General features: G+C 57.3%; 16 protein-coding genes. 5 read left to right on the top strand and 11 right to left on the bottom strand.

Annotated elements, in window-relative coordinates:
* Positions 1-136: 136 nt before the first annotated feature.
* The 3 genes from G5332_RS03870 (at position 137) to yciA (ending at position 2,669) form a co-directional block, all read left to right on the top strand.
* Positions 137-970 carry a hypothetical protein gene (locus G5332_RS03870; RefSeq protein ID WP_421311126.1) on the top strand — a complete coding sequence of 278 codons (834 nt, stop codon included), beginning with the start codon at positions 137-139 and terminating at the stop codon, positions 968-970.
* A gap of 386 nt (positions 971-1,356) precedes the next feature.
* Complete coding sequence (locus G5332_RS03865; protein WP_421311125.1) at positions 1,357-2,205, top strand: NAD-dependent epimerase/dehydratase family protein; 849 nt, start codon at positions 1,357-1,359, stop codon at positions 2,203-2,205.
* A gap of 59 nt (positions 2,206-2,264) precedes the next feature.
* Entirely contained in the window at positions 2,265-2,669 is a 405-nt protein-coding gene (gene yciA, locus G5332_RS03860; protein ID WP_005337875.1) for an acyl-CoA thioester hydrolase YciA, read from the top strand.
* On the opposite strand, the gene G5332_RS03855 is transcribed toward yciA, so the two are convergent.
* On the bottom strand, positions 2,670-2,894 hold the full coding sequence (locus G5332_RS03855; RefSeq protein ID WP_005337874.1) for a hypothetical protein: 225 nt from the start codon (positions 2,892-2,894) through the stop codon (positions 2,670-2,672).
* A 107-nt stretch (positions 2,895-3,001) separates the two neighbouring features.
* On the opposite strand from G5332_RS03855, the gene G5332_RS03850 reads away from it, so the two are divergent.
* Positions 3,002-3,847, top strand: a complete 846-nt coding sequence (locus G5332_RS03850) for an endonuclease/exonuclease/phosphatase family protein (protein WP_069527864.1) — start codon at positions 3,002-3,004, stop codon at positions 3,845-3,847.
* 127 nt (positions 3,848-3,974) lie between these two features.
* Here G5332_RS03850 and G5332_RS03845 read toward each other — a convergent pair whose 3' ends face one another.
* The 9 genes from G5332_RS03845 to G5332_RS03805 all read right to left on the bottom strand — a co-directional run bounded on the left by G5332_RS03845 (position 3,975) and on the right by G5332_RS03805 (position 14,919).
* Positions 3,975-4,271: a GrxA family glutaredoxin gene (locus G5332_RS03845; RefSeq protein WP_223849348.1), complete on the bottom strand. Its 297-nt coding sequence runs from the start codon at positions 4,269-4,271 to the stop codon at positions 3,975-3,977.
* A 94-nt stretch (positions 4,272-4,365) separates the two neighbouring features.
* Positions 4,366-5,805, bottom strand: coding sequence for a D-alanyl-D-alanine carboxypeptidase/D-alanyl-D-alanine endopeptidase (gene dacB / locus G5332_RS03840; RefSeq protein WP_005350510.1), 1,440 nt, complete (start codon positions 5,803-5,805; stop codon positions 4,366-4,368).
* Between the two features lie 112 nt (positions 5,806-5,917).
* Complete coding sequence (locus G5332_RS03835) at positions 5,918-7,678, bottom strand: DEAD/DEAH box helicase (RefSeq protein ID WP_421249159.1); 1,761 nt, start codon at positions 7,676-7,678, stop codon at positions 5,918-5,920.
* A 115-nt stretch (positions 7,679-7,793) separates the two neighbouring features.
* The gene (locus tag G5332_RS03830) at positions 7,794-8,831 is read right to left on the bottom strand and encodes an HlyD family secretion protein (RefSeq protein WP_042055557.1); all 1,038 of its coding nucleotides are present in this window, start codon (positions 8,829-8,831) and stop codon (positions 7,794-7,796) included.
* 3 nt (positions 8,832-8,834) lie between these two features.
* The gene (locus G5332_RS03825) at positions 8,835-9,173 is read right to left on the bottom strand and encodes a DUF3302 domain-containing protein (protein ID WP_257124649.1); all 339 of its coding nucleotides are present in this window, start codon (positions 9,171-9,173) and stop codon (positions 8,835-8,837) included.
* 223 nt (positions 9,174-9,396) lie between these two features.
* Entirely contained in the window at positions 9,397-10,818 is a 1,422-nt protein-coding gene (locus G5332_RS03820; RefSeq protein ID WP_216954174.1) for a carbon starvation protein A, read from the bottom strand.
* Positions 10,819-10,958: 140 nt separating this feature from the next.
* Positions 10,959-11,663, bottom strand: coding sequence for a two-component system response regulator BtsR (gene btsR / locus G5332_RS03815; RefSeq protein WP_005350523.1), 705 nt, complete (start codon positions 11,661-11,663; stop codon positions 10,959-10,961).
* Positions 11,660-13,330, bottom strand: a complete 1,671-nt coding sequence (locus G5332_RS03810; protein ID WP_421311124.1) for a LytS/YhcK type 5TM receptor domain-containing protein — start codon at positions 13,328-13,330, stop codon at positions 11,660-11,662. Before G5332_RS03810 ends, btsR begins: the two co-directional genes overlap by 4 nt.
* Positions 13,331-13,683: 353 nt before the next feature.
* Positions 13,684-14,919 carry an HD-GYP domain-containing protein gene (locus G5332_RS03805; protein WP_421171966.1) on the bottom strand — a complete coding sequence of 412 codons (1,236 nt, stop codon included), beginning with the start codon at positions 14,917-14,919 and terminating at the stop codon, positions 13,684-13,686.
* Positions 14,920-15,145: 226 nt separating this feature from the next.
* On the opposite strand from G5332_RS03805, the gene G5332_RS03800 reads away from it, so the two are divergent.
* Positions 15,146-16,762: a phosphoethanolamine transferase gene (locus tag G5332_RS03800; RefSeq protein ID WP_421252182.1), complete on the top strand. Its 1,617-nt coding sequence runs from the start codon at positions 15,146-15,148 to the stop codon at positions 16,760-16,762.
* A gap of 71 nt (positions 16,763-16,833) precedes the next feature.
* Here the strand turns inward: G5332_RS03800 and nagC are convergent, their stop codons facing one another.
* Positions 16,834-18,048, bottom strand: coding sequence for a DNA-binding transcriptional regulator NagC (gene nagC, locus G5332_RS03795; protein ID WP_216954163.1), 1,215 nt, complete (start codon positions 18,046-18,048; stop codon positions 16,834-16,836).
* Between the last annotated feature and the right edge of the window lie 3 nt (positions 18,049-18,051).

Genomic DNA, 18,051 nt, shown 5'->3' with positions numbered 1-18,051 from the left:
ATAGTAAGGGTAGGGCTATCTTGAAGATGCCGACAGTAAAATATTGAAAAGACATGTCATTTTTATTGAACTGTCTGACAGAACTGGGCACGATATACGAAGCAATATGTGTTCTGTAGATAATTGAGGTTTTAAATTGAAAGAACAACGTAGTACTAATATCATTTTTAGTAATGAAGCTATAGCAGGACTAGTTATAACTGCAATATCCTATTTGGTGGCATATATTTTTGAGAGAAGCTATCTCTCATATTTTGAAGTTCCAGAAGGGTTACTACAGGTTGAGGTTAAGTCAATAATTTTAGCATGTTTGTCTATTCTAGGTCTGACGGGATTGGTTTATCAAGTTTTAGATCTGGTTACTACGGTTATTAATGATAAGTATGCGGATAAACCAATAGCTAAAATTTTTGACTCATATGGGGTTATTTTTATTCCTGCGGTGATATTGTGTCTTTTTATTGATGCAGAGTGGTATAAGAAGGTTTTCTTTCTGACTATCCCTTTTATGAATATGTGGTTTCAGATAATAATGCCATTTTTTGAAATAAAAAATTATGGTTCGTATAGTGATGCTCAAAGTAAAGTTATTGAGTGGTCGAGGGGTTATGGTGGTTTAACTCAGAGATATAAAGTATTTGGTGAGGTATCGATTGGGCGTGTTGTATTAATATGTTTTTACCTAGCTGTCGCTGCGCATGCTGCTGGTAATGTTTCAGCATCAAACCAAAAAGAATATTTTTCGGATGAATTAGGTCGAGTGCTTATTCGAGCTTACTCAGGAAATGCCATAATGGCTTATTCTAATGAAAACAAACTGACTGGCATGTTTGTTTTAACGCCTATAAATGGTCTCAAGCTTAAAAAAATTGAATCTGAGCAAAATATACTTAACAAGGAAGGGATTGACAGCAAAATGTATGGGTTGTTTGATAGAGTGTTTAATTTAATTAAAAACGGTTTGTCATAATGTATATAACAAATGCTTCAAGAATAACTATCAACGTTTGGCTCTTCTAGTTCCAAGATGCTGCGGTAGTTGTGTTATTGCGTTATAAGTCCTTTAGCCGGGAGTTATGTTTACCCTAGCAACAGGTTCTACCCTCTCGAGATAACTGAGAAGTTACATATTCAGTTTTTAATTCGCATCAATGGCACAGGGAAATAAGGTTGAGTGATCGAGGAAAAGAGAGTTGGAAAAAATATGACGCCCGATATGACTTACGACATCACTCACTAATAGAAACGATATGCCGCAGCTATTGGCGGCATTTGTCTATCTGCAGGCCAAAGCTTTCTTTTTATTCCAAGGCAGGTAAGCTGCGGGGCAAATAGCGTCAAACAGGAGAAGGGACGATGACAGAACAACATATCGCCGGGACGATCAGTATTCTGGGGGCGGGGTGGCTGGGGCTGCCGCTGGCGCGGGCCCTGCTGGCGGCAGGCAAGCCGGTGGCGGTGACGGTCAGCAGCGCCGAGAAGGCGGCCCGTCTGCAGGGGGAGGGGATCAACGCCTATCCGCTGACCATCTCTGCCAACATGGGCTCTGCCGAGATGTCCGTTGCTGATCAACAAGCGCCGTGGCCCATCCCCTGCGAGAGTCTGGTTATCTGCGTACCGCCCAGCAAGACCGATGACTATCCGCAGGCGGTGGCAAAGGCCTGCGCGTTGGCCAAAGCGAGTGGCACCCGGCGGGTGCTGTTTGTCAGCGCCACCTCGGTATGGGGCGCGGGGCAGCAGGAGGGTGAACAGCCCAAACCGCGCCATGCCCGTGGCGAGCGGATGCTGGCAGCGGAGCAGGCGGTGCTGGCAGCCGGTTTCGAGGTGGTGATGATAGTGCGCCCCTCCGGCCTTTATGGCCCGGATCGTCATCCCGGCCGTTTCCTCGCGGGCAAGACCCTGGATGGCGGCGCCCAGTCGGTCAATCTGGTCCATCTGGACGATGTGGTGGCGGCTTGCATGTTGCTGCTGGAACGGGGTAAGGACGGGGATGTTTTCAACCTGAGCGCGCCTGTGCATCCGCGCCGCGAGCAGTTCTACCCCTTTGCGGCGCGCCAGCAGGGGCTGCCTGTGCCGGTCTTTATCGAGCCTGCCGGTGAATTTCAGCCCATCGACGGTCAGCTGATTTGCCAGCAGATGGGATTCAACTATCGCTGGCCCGATCCGGCCCACTGGTTTGCCGAGCTCGCCGCCTTGGGCAATTGAGGTTTGCCAAGGGGGTGATCGCCCCCTATCATGCCGCCATCCATGAGAGAGAGGCGGTAATGATGGTAGATACAAAACGTCACCCCGATGGGGAGTTGTTGCTGAGAACCCTGGCAATGCCAGCCGATACCAACCCCAATGGCGACATCTTTGGTGGCTGGATCATGTCCCAGATGGATATAGGTGGGGGCATTATGGCCAAGGAGCTGGCAAAAGGACGTATTTGTACCGTATCCGTCGAAGGCATGACCTTCCACAGTCCGGTCAAGGTGGGCGATGTGGTCTGCTGCTACGGCCGCTGCATGAAGATCGGCCGCAGCTCCATGAAGCTCAAGCTGGAGGTGTGGGTCAAGCCGGTACTGCGGGAAAACGATGCCCAGCGTTACTGTGTGACCGAGGGGATCTTCACCTATGTCGCCATCGACGAACAGGGCAAATCCCGCCCGGTTCCAGTGAGTGCCTGATTAAATCAGCCGGGCATTGATGATGGATATTTCCTGCTCAAGCCCGGTTTTTTGCCGTATCATGCGTTCAAGCATCTCTTCCGAGCCCACATATTGCAGGGTGTCAAACAGGCAGAGATCGCATTGAGGGTCCCGTCTTATCTGATAGACGGTGGCCAGCTCCACTTGATGACAATTTCCTTGTTGATCATAAAACGTCACGTTGTACCGAAGTTCTTTCGCCATGAGACAAGGTCCTTCTGGTTGGGTGGAACAGGGACTATCAGCTTAGTCGGCGTGAATGACGTTTGTGATGGTCTCAACAAAAAGCAAAGGCGGGCGGTTGTTAGCCAATGAAAAATAGTTATCGCATTCTTGGTACCTCCCTGCTGACCCTGGGGTTGGTAGGCTGTTTTGAGGTGCCGGATCAGAACCATCTGGTCACAGCTCAAGGGATTGTGCCGGGACTCGACTGCCAGCGTCCGCCGCTGGTAGCGTTGGCGACCACGGCGCTGCCCCGTGAATTCGGGGTGACGGTGTGGAATCTCTACAAGGGCCAGCGCAAGAACTGGCGCGAGGGGATGGACAGTTATGCCAAGGGGCAGGATCTGGTGCTGCTGCAAGAGTCGGCCACCCGTCCCGATATGCTCGACTGGCTGCGCGCCGGTGATTTCCAGTGGCAACAGCTGCAAGCCTTCACCCAGGGCGGCGTCTCGTTCGGGGTGATGACGGTGGCCAAGACCCCGCAGGCGTTCGTCTGTGGCGTGCGCTCCCCCGAGCCTTTGCTGCGCATCCCCAAATCCGGGCTGGTGAGCCTCTATCCGCTGCAGGGCGATCCTGACGGCGTCATGGTCATCAATATCCATGCGGTCAATTTCGAGCTGGGGATGGCTACCTTCCGCGAGCAGCTCAACGATTTGACTGCCTTGGTGCGCCGCCATCAGGGGCCGGTGATCCTGGCCGGTGATTTCAATACCTGGAGCGACAAGCGCCAGTTCTGGCTGAATAAATTGGTGGACGAGCTGGGGCTGCAAGAGGCCCTGCCGGTGCCTGACCTGCGCCGCACCGCCTTCGGTCGCCCGCTGGATCACCTCTACTACCGCAATCTGGACCTGGTTGAGGTGAGTTCACCGGCGACCGACAGTTCGGATCACAACCCCATCATTGCGCGCTTTGCCGCCCAGTCTGTGACTCCCTGACCCCAGTCTGTGACTCCCTGATCGGGAATGATGTGTGCGTGTTGCCCATAAAAAAATCCGGCGCCTGATGGCGCCGGATTTTTTTATACGCTCTGGCGGTCAACCCGCTCGGGATGACCCGCAAGAATTACTGGTAGAGACCCAGATTCGCTTTGGCGTAGGCTTCGAAATCGGTGCAGCCACCGATGTGCTGCTCATCCAGGAAGATCTGCGGCACGGTATTGACCGGCTTGCCGGCGCTCTTGGCCAGATCTTCTTTGGTGATCCCTTCGGCATGGATATCCACGTAGCGGAATTTGAAGTCATCGCGCTGTTCGGTCAGCTGCTCGGCGATCTGTACGGCACGGACACAGTAGGGGCAACCCGGGCGACCAAAAATCACTGCAAACATATTTTCTCTCCGTTTTTTAAGCCGTTTATGTATGGCCGTTGAAATGAGGCAGGCAACAGCATAGCCCTGCCTCGTGGCGACTTGAAGCCGAAATTATCGATACCGTGATTCGAGCGGGCCTATTGGCTCAGCTCTCATCGGCGATCTGGATCGGCTGCTGCTGATAGATGCTCTCCAGCACCCCCTTCTCGAACACAGTCCAGGGCCACGGCGCCTTGCTGGCACGGTAGCGCTCATGGGTGGCCGGATCTTGGGACAGGCCACGCTGGAACATCACAAACGCCTTGCGCTGGCCGCCCGCAGTGTCGATAAAGCCCACCAGGTTGGAAGTGCCGGTGATGGTGCCGGTCTTGGCGTGGACCTTGTTCTTCATCATGGGGGCGGTGACGCTGCGGCGCCACGCCAGGGTGCCATCCACCTGAGAGCTTGGCAGCAGCTTGATCAGGCCAAGCTCGGCATCATTTTTCTGGATGAAGTTCAGCACCGACATCATCTGACGGGCGCTGATGAGATTGTGAGCGGAAAGACCGGAGCCGTCTGCCAGAGTGGCATTGCCCAGATCGATGCCGTTCTTGGTCAGGATGGCGCGCACCGCCATGGTGCCGCTGCGATAGCTGCCCGGCTTGTTGTAGTAGTGACGGCCCACGGTTTTGAGGAAGGTATCGGCGTAGAGGTTGTCCGATTTCTTCAGCATCTTGGCGAGCATCACCGGCAGGGAGACCGAGTAGTGGGTGCCGAGGGTCTCTGCCCCTTCAGGGGCCTTGTGGGTGACCCGCAGCAGGCCATCATGCTTGATACCGGCCCGGTTCATCGCCCAGCGGATGTTGTCCCAGCCCCAGGCTTCCACGTCGTGGATGGCGAAACGCAGCCCCTGCGGCTCCTTGTTCGGGGTGATACAGCCCTTGAGCTCGTAGAAGTTGCCCTTGGCCATGTCCACTTCCAGTGCGCAGAACTGGCGCGCCATGTCGCCATAGCTCATCACCTCCACGTTGTCGGCACCGATGCCGATGGGGACGCCGGTGGCCACGTTGCCGACCGCCGGTTTGCCAATCTGGGTGGCAGTGATGGTGCCGTAGGCGCAGTTCTTGTCGATGATGACCGAGGAGACAGGAGCGGCGAAGCAGAGGGTCTGATCCCCCCACGACCAGCCGTTGCCGCGCTCGTAGCCGTTGTAGGCGCCGGTGTTGACGTAGACATTGCCCTTGATGCTGGTGACGCCGAGCTGTTTGAACAGGGCCAGCAGATCCATGCGGGAGAGGGTGGGGTCGCCGACGAAGTTGATCCAGATATCGCCGTTGATGGTGTCACCCTGTTTGGCACCCGGTTGGGCCTGAATGTCAGTGGCGAAGCGGAAATCGGCACCCAGCTCGAGGCGGGCCGCCAGCGCGGTGAGCACCTTCATGGTGGAGGCGGGGGCGATCATCTGATCGGCGTGGCGGGCGAACTCGACGCCGTTATTGCCCTGCACCATGATGGCGTACTGGCCACCCTGAGGGGGCGTCAGCGGGGCGGCATGAGCCGCCAGAGAAGAAAAGAGAGCACAAAAACCAATCAACAGCCGCTGCATAACATCCTCTAACGTGACGAAGGGCCCGGCAGTGGTGCCGACCCTGATAATTCAACCAGCCGATGCGGGATCGACGGGATAACGCAATTCATGCCATGTATGCCGGTCGCCATCATGTCATCGAGTTGGCGGTACGATAGCGACCCTCATAATCAAAAATTTTCTCTTTTATCTGCCAGAAGCGACCCGATTTGCGGGCGATGACAAAATCCGGATGACGGAACTGGCTTTGCGCGGCCAGCACGCTCGCCAGGGTGGCAAATTCGGGCTCCAGCCCCGGGGCGGGCCAATGATGACGCACAAAGTGCTGTTGAAACAAGCGCCGTGCGCCCGGGGAGTGAAATCCGAAGTATTCACTGAGGGTCAATCCATCCTCATCGTGGTAGGTCACCTCCAGCCGCTCCCCCTGTTTGCCGCGCCCTGCTGTGAGGGTTAGCCCGGCGCAGCGGATCACCATGCAATCCTTGAGATTGAGCGCCTCTTTGAGCTTGTCGTCAGGGTCCACCAGCAGCTGATCGCAGCTCTGGCAGCGGCGGGCGGCGATGTCATTCTCCGCACCGCAGCCGGGGCAGATCTTGGCGCGAAAGCGGTAGTCACACTCTTCACGGTTGCCCTCATCATCTTCGAACAGCCCCTGACAGCGGCGGCCGTAGTGCTCGATCACCTTGCCATCCTCGTCGGTCTTGCCCCAGAAGGTGTTGGCAAAACCGCAGGCGGGGCAGGGCACCTGTACCGGCTCGGTACCGGCGTGGGGGCGGGGCTCCCCCACTTCGGGGGCGAACAGGTTGAAGTTGTTGCCCGCATAGTCGAGTACCAGACAATCCTCCTTGCCTGGCGAGAGGCGCAGGCCCCGCCCGACGATCTGCTGATAGAGGGAGACCGACTCGGTAGGTCTGAGCATCACGATAAGATCGACATGAGGGGCATCGAAACCGGTGGTGAGCACCGCCACGTTGACCAGAAACTTGAGCTCGCGCGCCTTGAAGGCGTTGATGAGGGCATCGCGCTCCGGCCCCGGCGTTTCGCCGGTGATAAGGGCCGCCAGCTGGCCTCTGGCGCCAAGCAGGCCGTGAATTTCGCGGGCGTGTTCGACGGTAGCGGCGAAGATCATCACCCCCTGCCGGTCGGCGGCATACTCCAGCACCTGACTGATGATATGGGGGGTGACCCGCTGCTGGCGTTTGAGCTCGCCGTTGAGATCCGCCTCGCTAAAGAGGCCATTCTCCCGCGCCACCAGCTTGCTGAAGTCGTAGTGGACGATGGGGGCATCCACCATGCGCGGCGGTGTCAGGTAGCCGTTTTTGACCATAAAACGCAAGGGCAGCTCGAACACGCAGTCGCCAAACAGCCGCTCGCCGTGGCTTTTGACCATGCCGTGGTAGTGGCGCCGGTAGATCCAGCCCAGCCCGAGCCGATAGGGGGTCGCGGTGAGGCCGAGGATCTTGAGGGCCGGATTGGCAGCCTTGAGATGGTCGATCACCTGATGGTACTGGCTGTCGTCATCGAGCGAGACCCGATGGCACTCGTCGATGATCAGCAGCGAAAACGCCCCGTCGAAGGCAGCCAGATTGCGCGCTACCGACTGCACCGAGCCAAACACCACCTGGGCGCTTGCCTCCTTGCGATCCAGACCGGCGGCGAAGATGTCGGCCTTGAGCCCCCACGCCTCGTACTTGGCATGGTTCTGCTCCACCAGCTCCTTGACGTGGGCCAGCACCAGCACCCGACCGCGCGCCTTGCGGGCCAGCTCGGCAATCACCAGACTCTTGCCGGCACCAGTTGGCAGCACTACCACGGCGGGATCCGGGTGTTGGCGAAAGTGGCTGATCACGGCATTGACGGCGTCGGTCTGATAGGGTCTGAGAACGAACATGCAGGCTTGGGTATGTCGATGTGGGGTGGTGCAAGATGGCGCCATTATAGGGTGCTTGCCGTCACAAAAACAGCGGGCCGGCATGATGCCGGCCCGCAGGGTGCTTGGGTGCTGATCAATGGAACGGGAAGATGTAGTTCATCCAGCTTGCCATGCGCAGCAGTACTTTGCGCATCACAGATACATGGTGGAAGTAGTGGGTATAGATGGCAGCCTGCCCGCTGGAGCCTGCTATTACCTGATACTTGGCCCACTCGGGGTCGGTGATGGAGATAACCACCGGCAGACGACCCGGGCGCACCGCAGTGGTTTGATCCAGCAGACCGGCGTTGGCCTGCACGTTACCGGCGGCAATGGCCGGAACCACGGCGGTTACCTTGCCTTTGAAGATCTTGCCGGGTACGCCATCGATCACCACTTCGGCCTCATCGCCCACCGCCAGTCGCTGCATGCTGTTCTGCCAGAACCAGCCGACGTAGGCGGTGTCATCCTTGTGGATGAAGGTCATCACCGGACGATACATGAAGGGGGTGGCGATCATGCCGGGGCGCAGGGCCAATTGCACCACATGACCATCGCTCGGGGCATAGACCACGGTTTGGGACTGCTGGTACTTGGCTTCCATCAGCTGGGCCTGCAGATCGTTCAGGGTGGCTTTCTGCTGGTCAATTTGGGCCACGATGTCGTCCACGTTGGCTTGGGTGACGTCGAGGTCACGCTGCTTGCCCACGCCACGGCGCATCAGGTCGCTGGCACGATCCCGATCCAGTCTGGCGGAGCGCAGTCTCGCCTCGATGGACTTGAGGTGCTCGCGGTTGGATTCGACCCGTGCGGTGAGGCTCTCCACTTTCAGGCGGAACGGCTCGTCATCAAGGCGAAACAGCACATCCCCTTTTTTCACCGGCTGGTTGGCCTGTACCGGCACCTCAACCACCCGGCCCTTGACCAGCGGCACTATGGGGGTGGAGACGTAGTAGTTGCGCGCCATCTCGGAGTAGGGGTGGTTGTAGTTCATCAGCATGATCAGGGTGCCGATGAGCAGCACGCCGCCCAGTGCTGCGGTGGGGACGGTCCACTTGTTGAGCGGGATGCGGAAGATTTTGAATATAGCGACACACAGTGCCGTGTAGGTCAGGATCAGTAGCAGGTCCATGGTTTATCCCTGTTGCTCACTCTGTTCGATAGTGTTGATACGGCTCTTCAGATCCGCCAACTCCTGCTTGAGGGCCGCCAGCTCCTCTTCATCTTCTTGCAGCCGCTGGCTAAAGCCCCAGCCGCGATCGGGGCGATAGAGGGTTGCCCAGATCCAGAGGAAGGGCCACAGCACATGCAGGGTAAACAGGCTGACCCAACCTGCCACGTGAATGGCATCCTGATGAGGGTGATTCCGATGTTTGGCAATCTCGTAAGGAATATCGTGGATAACGATGACGCCATAAAAAATGACTAGCCCGACAAAGACGAGCAGACCAAGGGCAAAATAATCAAGGGCCATTTATAACCTCCACTGGCATGACGCACAGCTTAATCATGGGTTCCAACAAGCACTAAAGCAATTAAGAATCACACATTTATCGTCAGTTTGCCCGGAATCTTAAAGCTATTCGCTGTATTAAAGCTGAAGCCGTTCGACAGTTGTCTTATTAGTCTTTTTGTCATTAAAAAAGGCGCCATCAGGCGCCTTTTTTGTGCTGCTTTCGCAGCAATTTTTTGCTGTTTTACCCTTCGCTGGTACTGCTGACCAAGGGCTGGCGGAACTTCATCAGGAAGGCCACGGTAATGGCCGCCGTTGCCGTCAGGCCGATGATGGTGGAGGTTCCCATCTCCAGCCCGAACCCGATGGGGGCGTTGGCCAGATAGGTGATCACGACAGCAGTCATGAACATGGCGGGAATGGTGCAGACCCAGTGCAGCTTGCCCTCTTTGATGAGGTAGGCAGCCGCAGCCCACAGCATGATGACAGCGGTGGTCTGGTTGGCCCAGCCAAAGTAGCGCCAGATCACCCCGAATTCAGCCTTGGAGATGATGAAGCCAAGGATAAACATGGGGATGGCGATCAGCAGACGCTTGGCCAGCGGCTTCTGGGTCATCTTCAGGAAGTCCGCCACGATCAGGCGAGCACTGCGAAACGCGGTGTCACCGGAGGTGATGGGCAGGATCACCACGCCGAGGATGGCCAGAATACCGCCCACGGTGCCGAGCAGGCTGGTGGATACTTCGTGTACCACGGCTGCCGGGCCGCCGTTGGCCATGGTGGCGTTGAGTGCTTCGGTGCTGTCGTAGAAGGAGAGACCCAGGGTGCACCAGATAAGGGCGATGATCCCTTCACCGATCATTGCACCGTAGAAGATGAAGCGGCCGGATTTTTCGTTCTGCATGCAGCGCGCCATCAGCGGTGACTGGGTGGCGTGGAAGCCGGATACCGCGCCACAGGCGATGGTGATGAAGAGCAGCGGCCAGAGCGGCAGTTCGGTCGGGTGCAGGTTGGAGAAGTCCATCCCGGTGTTGTAGAAGCCTTTGCCGGAGGCGATCAGGCCAACGATGAGGCCGACCGACATGAAGACCAGCAGGGCGCCGAAGATGGGGTAGAAGCGGCCGATGATCTTGTCGATGGGGACTATGGTCGCGAGGATGTAGTAGGCAAAGATTGCCACGATCCAGTAGACCAGATCGGTGGAGGTGAGGTTGGCGAGCAGCCCTGCCGGGCTCAGCACGAATACCACGCCCACCAGCATCAGCAGCACCACGGCAAACAGGTTCATGAAGTGCTTGGCGGCGGTGCCAAGATGCTCACCGACCACGGTTGGCACCGAGGCCCCCTTGGCGCGTACCGATAGCATGCCGGAGAAGTAGTCATGTACTGCACCGGCGAAGATGCAGCCAAAGACGATCCACAGCATGGCGACCGGGCCGTAGAGGGCACCCAGGATGGGGCCGAAGATAGGGCCGACACCTGCGATGTTGAGCAGTTGAACCAGATAGACTTTCTTGTCCGACATCGGGACATAGTCCACCCCGTCAGCCATGGTGATGGCGGGGGTTTTCAGCTCGGGTTTCGGGCTGAATATCCGTTCGATGAATTTGCCGTATATGAAGTAGCCGGCCACAAGTAAGCCGACACAGAGGAAGAACCAGATCATTGCTACGCTCCTGCATTGTTATTTTTTAGTGTGCAGAGCGAGTCTAAAACGGTTGCGCCTGTCTGGCAGGTGAAACTCCCCGAGCGGCGCTTTGGCGCGCCGAGCGGTCGGCGGCTGTGATCAGGCGCACACTCCGTGGCTCAGTCCAGCCCCAGCTGATCTTTGAGCTCCTTGAGATAGCGACGACTGACCGGCACCCGGGCGCCGCTCGGGGTGACAATCTCTGCCAGCTGGTTATCCAGCAGCCGGATCTCGAAGATGGCGTTGGGGGAGACCAGATACTGGCGGTGGCAGCGCAGCAGCGGGCTCTTTTCTTCCAGCGATTTGAGGGTGAGCTGGGTGTGGAACAGCTCGCCCTGACAGGCCACATGGACCCCGCCCAGATCGGAGAAGGCATACTCCACCTGCGCGATGGGCAGCAGCCTGACCCGATTGTGCAGATAGCCCGGAATATGTTCGATAGTCGGGGCCAGCCGCTCGATGGGCTGCGGGGAGATATCCTGCTTGAGGCGAGCGAGGGTCTTGGCGAGCCGAGCGGGCTCCACCGGTTTGAGCAGGTAGTCGAAGGCGTTCTCTTCAAAGGCCTGAATGGCATATTCGTCAAAAGCGGTGACAAAGACGATGCGGGGCAGGGGGTCGAGCATGGCGACCAGCTCCATGCCGCTCAGCTTGGGCATCTGGATATCGAGGAACACCACATCGGGCTTGAGGCGCTGAATAAGCGGCAGCGCCTCGATGGCGTTGGCCGCTTCCCCCACGATCTCGATGGCAGGATCGCAGGCCAGCTGCTGCCTCAGCTCTTCGCGGGCATAGTGTTCGTCATCGACTATCAGGGTGCGGATCATGGTTGCTCCTTGGGGATGGTGAACGAGACCCGGGTCCACTGTTCCGGCTCGCAGGCAATAGTCACGCCATAGCGCTCGCCAAAGGCGCTTTTCAGTCGCCGATCGACAATGGTCATGCCCAGGCCGTCGCCAGCGGGGTGCGCTTGCCAGGTGCCTGCATTATCTTCCACATGGATGGTGACACTGGTGGGATGCTCATCGGTATAAAGGCGAATGCGCCCTTGCTCCAGCAGGGTCGAGATGCCGTGCTTGATGGCATTCTCGATCAGCGGTTGCAGGGTGAAGCTGGGCAGTCGCAGTGTGGCCACGTGGGGCGGGATCTCGTTTATCACCGTCAGCCGATCGCCAAAGCGGGCCAGCTCGATCTCCAGATAGGATTGGCAGTGCTCCTGCTCTTCCTGCAGGGTCGCAAGGCCGCTCTGGCGCTTGAGGTTCTTGCGAAAAAAGAGCGAAAGATGCAGCAGCAGATCCCGCGCCTTGTCCGGATCGCGCCGGGTGATGGCACTGATGGTGTTGAGGGTGTTGAACAGAAAGTGGGGGTTGATCTGGGCCTGGATAAGTTTCAACTCGGACTGCACCAGCAGCCGCTGATGCTGCTCCAGCCGACCGGCCAGCAACTGCTGTGACAGCAGGTTGGCAATCCCTTCCCCCAGGGTGTGGTTGATCTTGAGAAACAGCCGCTTCTTCGGCTCGTAGAGCTTGATGGTGCCGATCACTCCTTTGCCCCCCTGCAGCGGGATCACCAGCACCGAACCCAGCTGGCATGCGGAGGAGAGGCTGCAGCGATAGGGCTGGCTGTTGCCATCGGCAAACAGCACCTTGTTCTGGGCGATGGCCTGCATGGTGATGGCTGACGCGATGGGGGTACCCGGCAGATGGTGATCTTCGCCGGTGCCGATAAAGGCGAGGATCTGCTCGGTGTCCGTGATGGCGACCGCCCCCACGCCTGTCTCCTCCTGAATGATGCGGGCAATCTTGTTGCTCGCCTCCGGGGTAAAGCCCTGACTCATGATCCCCACTGTGCGGTTGGCGATATTGAGCGCCTTGGCGGAGAAGACCCGGGAGAACTTCTCATACATCCGCTGCTGGTCGCGGATCATGCTGATAAAGAGCGCCGCGCCGCAGGAGTTGGCCAGAATCATCGGGGTGGCGATGGTGCGCACCAGCAGCAGGGATTTGTCGAACGGGGTCGCCACCAGCAGGATGATGACCATCTGCATGATCTCGGCGTAGAGGGTGGTAAAAAAGGCGATGCGCGGTTCAAACAGGGCATCCGTTCGTCCCGAGCGCATCAGGCGCCAGTGCACCATGCCCCCGAGCAACCCCTCGCAGGTGGTGGAGATGGCGCAGGCGAGATCGGTAAATCCCCCCAGCGTATAGCGGTGCAGACCGCCGGTCAGCCCCACCAGAAAGCCCACCAGCGGTCCCCCCAATAATCCCCCCAAGACGGCGCCTACCGCCCGGGTGTTGGCGATGGCATCGTCGATATCGAGGCCTACATAGGTGCCGAGGATACAAAAGCTAGAAAAGATGATGTATATCAGTATCTTGTGAGGTAGTCTCACTGAATAGTTGGCAAGCGGGCGCAGCAGCGGGCTTTTCGAGAAGAGATAGGCGATCACCAGGCTGACGCTCATCTGTTGCAGCAAGGAGAGGACCAACTGCATAAAAAACGCTCCTCATAAGCCAGCTGAAAAAATAGCCAGCCCGTGAATAAGTGTGATTAGGATCTTGTTCTGTTGGCCCAACTGGGCGCAACGGGCCGTCAGTTTGCCAGAACAAGTGGATAAAACCATATTAAATCAGCATGTTAAATTGATATTTGTGTAAGCGGCAGCGGGTTGATATTGATGGATGGAGCATGAATGTATCCGCTGGATACGCCACACGGAGGTGGCATGCTCCGCCCGGCCCCTTGGCTGGGCGTTTTTTATACATGGTCAGTTGGCAACCTTCTGATGGGGGTTTGAGCAATTATTCCGGTTTGTCCAATGAGTTATCCCCAGCTTCTGGGGATAACTCAGAATGCAAAGTAGTAGCAGAAGCGGCGGGTCAGGTTGAAGAACTGCCGTTGTCCCTCATCCAGCTCTTCCTGTTTGATAAAAGCAGTGATGGTGCGTTCATCTTCCCGCAGATCGATCATGGCGACGGCTTCTGGCCGCTGGGCCTTGATATAGGGCAGGATCTTCGGCTTGAGGGGCATGGTGGGTTCGGTAGAGAGCACCAGCGCGATGCTCTCGTCCGAGAGTTTCACCAGTGATCCCGGCGGATAGACCCCCAGTACTTTGACCAGCAACTTGACCAGATTCTGGTCGAACTTCTTCTGGGATAACTTGTAGAGCTGGCTGATGGCCTGACTCGGCGCGGCCGGGTTGCCGCTGTTGCGGGGATGGAGCAGCTCATCGTAGAAGTCGACCAGCCCGATCAACCGCGCCAGCGGCGGGATCTCCCCCCCCTTGATCCCCAGCGGATAACCGCTACCGTCGAGCCGTTCGTGGTGCAGATGGGCTACCTGACGAATTTTGGGCTCAAAGGCGTTGAGCTGGGTCAGCATGTCAAATCCGTACTGGGGATGCATATTGAGGAAGTTCTGCTCGGCCTTGTTGAGATCCCCGCGTTTTTGGGTGATCTGGCTCGGGATCTTCAGTTCACCTATATCGTGGATAAGTCCCGCAAGTCCCGTCTCTTCCAGTTCTATAGGATTCATCCCCAATTCGCGTGCCATCAGCATGGCAATGAAAGCCACATTGAGGCTGTGTTGCAGCAGGATATCGGTGTGGGGGCTGCGAATAAGGTGGAGCCCGAGAGGCCCTTCATGCTGACTGAGGGTGAAGGCGGCATTGCGGACGATCTGGGCGGTATTGGCCAGCCCCTCATCCGGTTTGAGGTTGAGCGCCCCGAGTGCATCGCGCAGCTCACTCATGGACTGGCCAAAGGCCTTGTCGGCGGCGCGCATGGAGCGGCGAAAGGCTTTCTCGTCAAAGGGGGGCGGGCCCGAGGCAATCAGCTCTTCCAGTTCATCAAGATCAGGCCCGGCATCGGGGATATCGCCACGCAACAGTGGCTCGATAGGCAGATCGCTCTTGTCCGGATCCACCATCATCAGGCTCAGATCAAGGTGGCGGATGATATCCAGCTGCTGCTGATCTTTGATTTTGAAGGCATTGAACATAAACGGGTGGTTGGTCCATCCGGTGGGGAGATGGATATAGTGGCCTACCCGCAACTGTTCTATGGAGGCTTGGATCAGTGCCATCGGTTAACCTGCATTTCTGGAATGCCTACTCAACAAGCTAGCAAAATCCGATGGATAGACAACTAAAAATCCATTAAGGGGAGTGGGATCCCCCGCGCTGTGATAAAGCGCACTAGCATCAGAGGGCTCTTAATTTGCTCTTAAGTTTTACTTCCTACGCTGGCCCCGTCGTTTTTGTTGGCTTGACCGGCCCCCTGTACTGCAGGCCGGTATGTAGGAGTTGTTTATGCGTGTAACCCTCGGTGTACTGCAGACCAATCTGCTGCTTGTTCTCTTTTTCGCGCTGGTTCTCAACTGGCCAATCCTGTTGCACTTTTACACGGCGCTCAGTGAGCTGAGTCACGTCAAAGCCGGATTTGTCATTTCGATCCCGCTGGTGCTGATTGCGGCGCTAAATACAGTGTTTATTCCCTTCACGTTCCGGTTTGTGCTCAAGCCGTTTTTTACCGTGCTGATCCTGAGTGGCTCCATCGTCAGTTACGCCATGCTCAAATACGGCGTCATCTTTGATGCCGGCATGATCCAGAACATAGTAGAGACTAACAGCGGTGAGGCGGGGGCCTATTTGAATGGTTCGGTTGCGCTCTGGTTTCTGCTGACCGGGCTGCTGCCTGTTATGGTGCTCTGGTCACTGCGGATCCGCTATCCGGCTCGCTGGTATCAGGGGTTGGCGTTGCGGACGGGTGCACTGGCTATCTCTCTGCTGTTTATCGGGGGCGTCGCGTCACTTTACTATCAGGATTACGCCTCGGTCGGGCGCAACAACAAGTCGCTGGCCAAAGAGATTGTGCCAGCCAACTATGTGCACGGCCTCTACAAGTATGGGCGGGATGTGCTGTTTGCCACGCCGATCCCTTACCAGTATTTGGGGACAGATGCCAGGGTGGTGGCACGGGGAAGCAAGCCGACTTTGATGTTCCTGGTGGTGGGTGAGACGGCGCGCAGCCAGAACTACTCCCTTAACGGGTATGGCAAGGCGACCAACAGCTTTACGGCAAAAGAGCAGGGGGTGGTGTCGTTCAGAGATGTGCGTTCCTGCGGTACGGCCACTGCGGTCTCGGTGCCCTGCATGTTCTCCAACCTCACTCGCCGCGGTTACGATGAACAGCTTGCCAGCTCCCGTGACGGCCTGCTCGATGTGCTGCAACATGCCGGTGTATCTGTGCTGTGGAAAGAGAACGATGGCGGCTGCAAAGGGGTGTGCCGCAATGTACCGACCATCGAGATCCTCCCCAAATCCTATCCTGCGCTCTGTCAGGGGGAGTCCTGCTATGACGAGGTGCTGCTGGAGGGGCTGGATCAGCAGATTGCCGGCATGAAGGGCAACAAGCTGGTGGCTTTTCACCTGATGGGTAGCCATGGCCCGACCTACTATCGCCGCTATCCTGCCACTGATCGGGTATTCGTGCCCGACTGCCCGCGCAGCGACATCGAAAACTGCAGCAACGAAGAGCTGGTCAACACCTATGACAACACCATCCGCTACACCGACAAGGTGGTGGGGCTGCTGATAGATAAGCTCAAGTTGCTGGAGAGCCAGTACGATGTGGGACTGGTCTATCTCTCCGATCACGGCGAATCCCTTGGGGCTATGGGGCTCTATCTGCACGGCACGCCCTACAAGTTTGCGCCGGATGATCAGACCCGGGTGCCGCTGCTGACCTGGTTCTCGCCCCAGTTACAGGCCGATCGCCAGCTTGATATGGGTTGCCTGGCGGCGGAGGCGAGCAGTCAGCGCTTCTCCCATGACAACCTCTTTCACTCCATGCTGGGGATCATGGATGTGCAGACGAGTGTTTACGACAACAAGCTGGATCTGTTCAAGCCATGTCGGGCGGGCTAAACCGCTAGCAAGCACACAATAGAAAACGGCAGCCACTGGCTGCCGTTTTGTTATCTCGCAAGATCAGTGTCTTACTTCTGCTCCATGATGATCTGCAGCAGATCTCCCTCCAGCAGGGCGCGCTTGACCAGCGCAAAGCCGCCATAGGTCGGCTGGTTCTGGAAGCGGGCCTTCACGATGGGCAGGCCACGGTGGAAGCTCGGCAGGGATTGATGCTCGACACAGCGACGAATGGCCGGGAAGAGGAGCTCTTCGGCGGCGGTGATTTCTCCGGCGATCAGCACCTTCTGCGGGTTGAACAGGTTGACCGTAATCGCCACCGCCCGTCCCAGATGCTCACCCACGTTCTCGATGACGCTGCGGGCCAGTTCATCGCCCGCCAGCGCCGCCTTGCACACCTCCTGAATGGTGATGTGCTTCTCTTGCAGCACGCTCTGGTGACCGCGGCTGATAAGCTCCTTCACCTTGTCGACAATGGCCTCGTTGGAGGCGATGGTCTCGAGGCAGCCGAAGTTGCCGCAGTGGCAGCGCTTGCCGAGCGGTTCGACCTGGATATGGCCGATCTCGCCGACGTTGCGGTTCTGACCGAGGAACACCTGACCCTTGGTGATGATCCCCGAGCCCGTCCCCTGGTGAACACTCACCAGAATGGAGTCCATGCAGTCGCGGGACTCACCGAAGAAGTGTTCGGCCAGCGCGAGGGAACGGGTGTCGTTACCCACGTAGCAGGGAAGGTTGAAGTGGTTCTCAAGCAGCTTCGCCAGCCCCAGATTGCGGATCTGGTACTTGGGGGTGTAGATGACCATACCGGATTCCGGGTTGACCAGACCCGGCATGGTCAGCGCGATGCTGATGAGGTTGCGACAGCGTTCGCTGTTGGCATCGATGAAGGCGCCAATCTCCCGCAGTAGCATGTCGACCACGGGTTGCTGATCGATCTCGGTCACCTGAATGACGTGCTGGTCGAGCTCCTTGCCATCGAGGTCATAGAGACTCAGTTGCAGGTAGCCGCGGCCCAGCTTGGCAGAGACAAACTGAAAGCGATGTTTGATGGTGGTCAGGGAGATGGCACGCCGCCCGCCGGTTGAGGCTTGCGGAGAGGTCTCCTTAATCAGGCCATGCTCGATCAGTTGCCGGGTTATTTTGGTCACGCTGGCCGGGGCCAGCTGACTCAACTCGGCAATCTTGACCCGGGAGATGGGGCCTTGCAAGTCGATGAGCCGATACACGGCTGCACTGTTGACCTGCTTGATAAGATCTACGTTTGCTATTTGTCCGCCAGTCATGAT

The sequence above is a fragment of the Aeromonas sp. 603757 genome, assembly GCF_049171255.1.
GTDB lineage: Bacteria > Pseudomonadota > Gammaproteobacteria > Enterobacterales > Aeromonadaceae > Aeromonas > Aeromonas veronii_A.
This window is presented reverse-complemented; position numbering and strand designations above follow the sequence as displayed.

Coding starts and splice junctions, on each gene's coding strand:
- G5332_RS03865 (WP_421311125.1), top strand. CDS start 1,357: ATGACAGAACAACATATCGCCGGGACGATCAGTATTCTGGGGGCGGGG.
- yciA (WP_005337875.1), top strand. CDS start 2,265: ATGATGGTAGATACAAAACGTCACCCCGATGGGGAGTTGTTGCTGAGA.
- G5332_RS03855 (WP_005337874.1), bottom strand. CDS start 2,894: ATGGCGAAAGAACTTCGGTACAACGTGACGTTTTATGATCAACAAGGA.
- G5332_RS03850 (WP_069527864.1), top strand. CDS start 3,002: ATGAAAAATAGTTATCGCATTCTTGGTACCTCCCTGCTGACCCTGGGG.
- dacB (WP_005350510.1), bottom strand. CDS start 5,805: ATGCAGCGGCTGTTGATTGGTTTTTGTGCTCTCTTTTCTTCTCTGGCG.
- G5332_RS03835 (WP_421249159.1), bottom strand. CDS start 7,678: ATGTTCGTTCTCAGACCCTATCAGACCGACGCCGTCAATGCCGTGATC.
- G5332_RS03830 (WP_042055557.1), bottom strand. CDS start 8,831: ATGGACCTGCTACTGATCCTGACCTACACGGCACTGTGTGTCGCTATA.
- G5332_RS03825 (WP_257124649.1), bottom strand. CDS start 9,173: ATGGCCCTTGATTATTTTGCCCTTGGTCTGCTCGTCTTTGTCGGGCTA.
- G5332_RS03820 (WP_216954174.1), bottom strand. CDS start 10,818: ATGATCTGGTTCTTCCTCTGTGTCGGCTTACTTGTGGCCGGCTACTTC.
- btsR (WP_005350523.1), bottom strand. CDS start 11,663: ATGATCCGCACCCTGATAGTCGATGACGAACACTATGCCCGCGAAGAG.
- G5332_RS03810 (WP_421311124.1), bottom strand. CDS start 13,330: ATGCAGTTGGTCCTCTCCTTGCTGCAACAGATGAGCGTCAGCCTGGTG.
- G5332_RS03805 (WP_421171966.1), bottom strand. CDS start 14,919: ATGGCACTGATCCAAGCCTCCATAGAACAGTTGCGGGTAGGCCACTAT.
- G5332_RS03800 (WP_421252182.1), top strand. CDS start 15,146: ATGCGTGTAACCCTCGGTGTACTGCAGACCAATCTGCTGCTTGTTCTC.
- nagC (WP_216954163.1), bottom strand. CDS start 18,048: ATGACTGGCGGACAAATAGCAAACGTAGATCTTATCAAGCAGGTCAAC.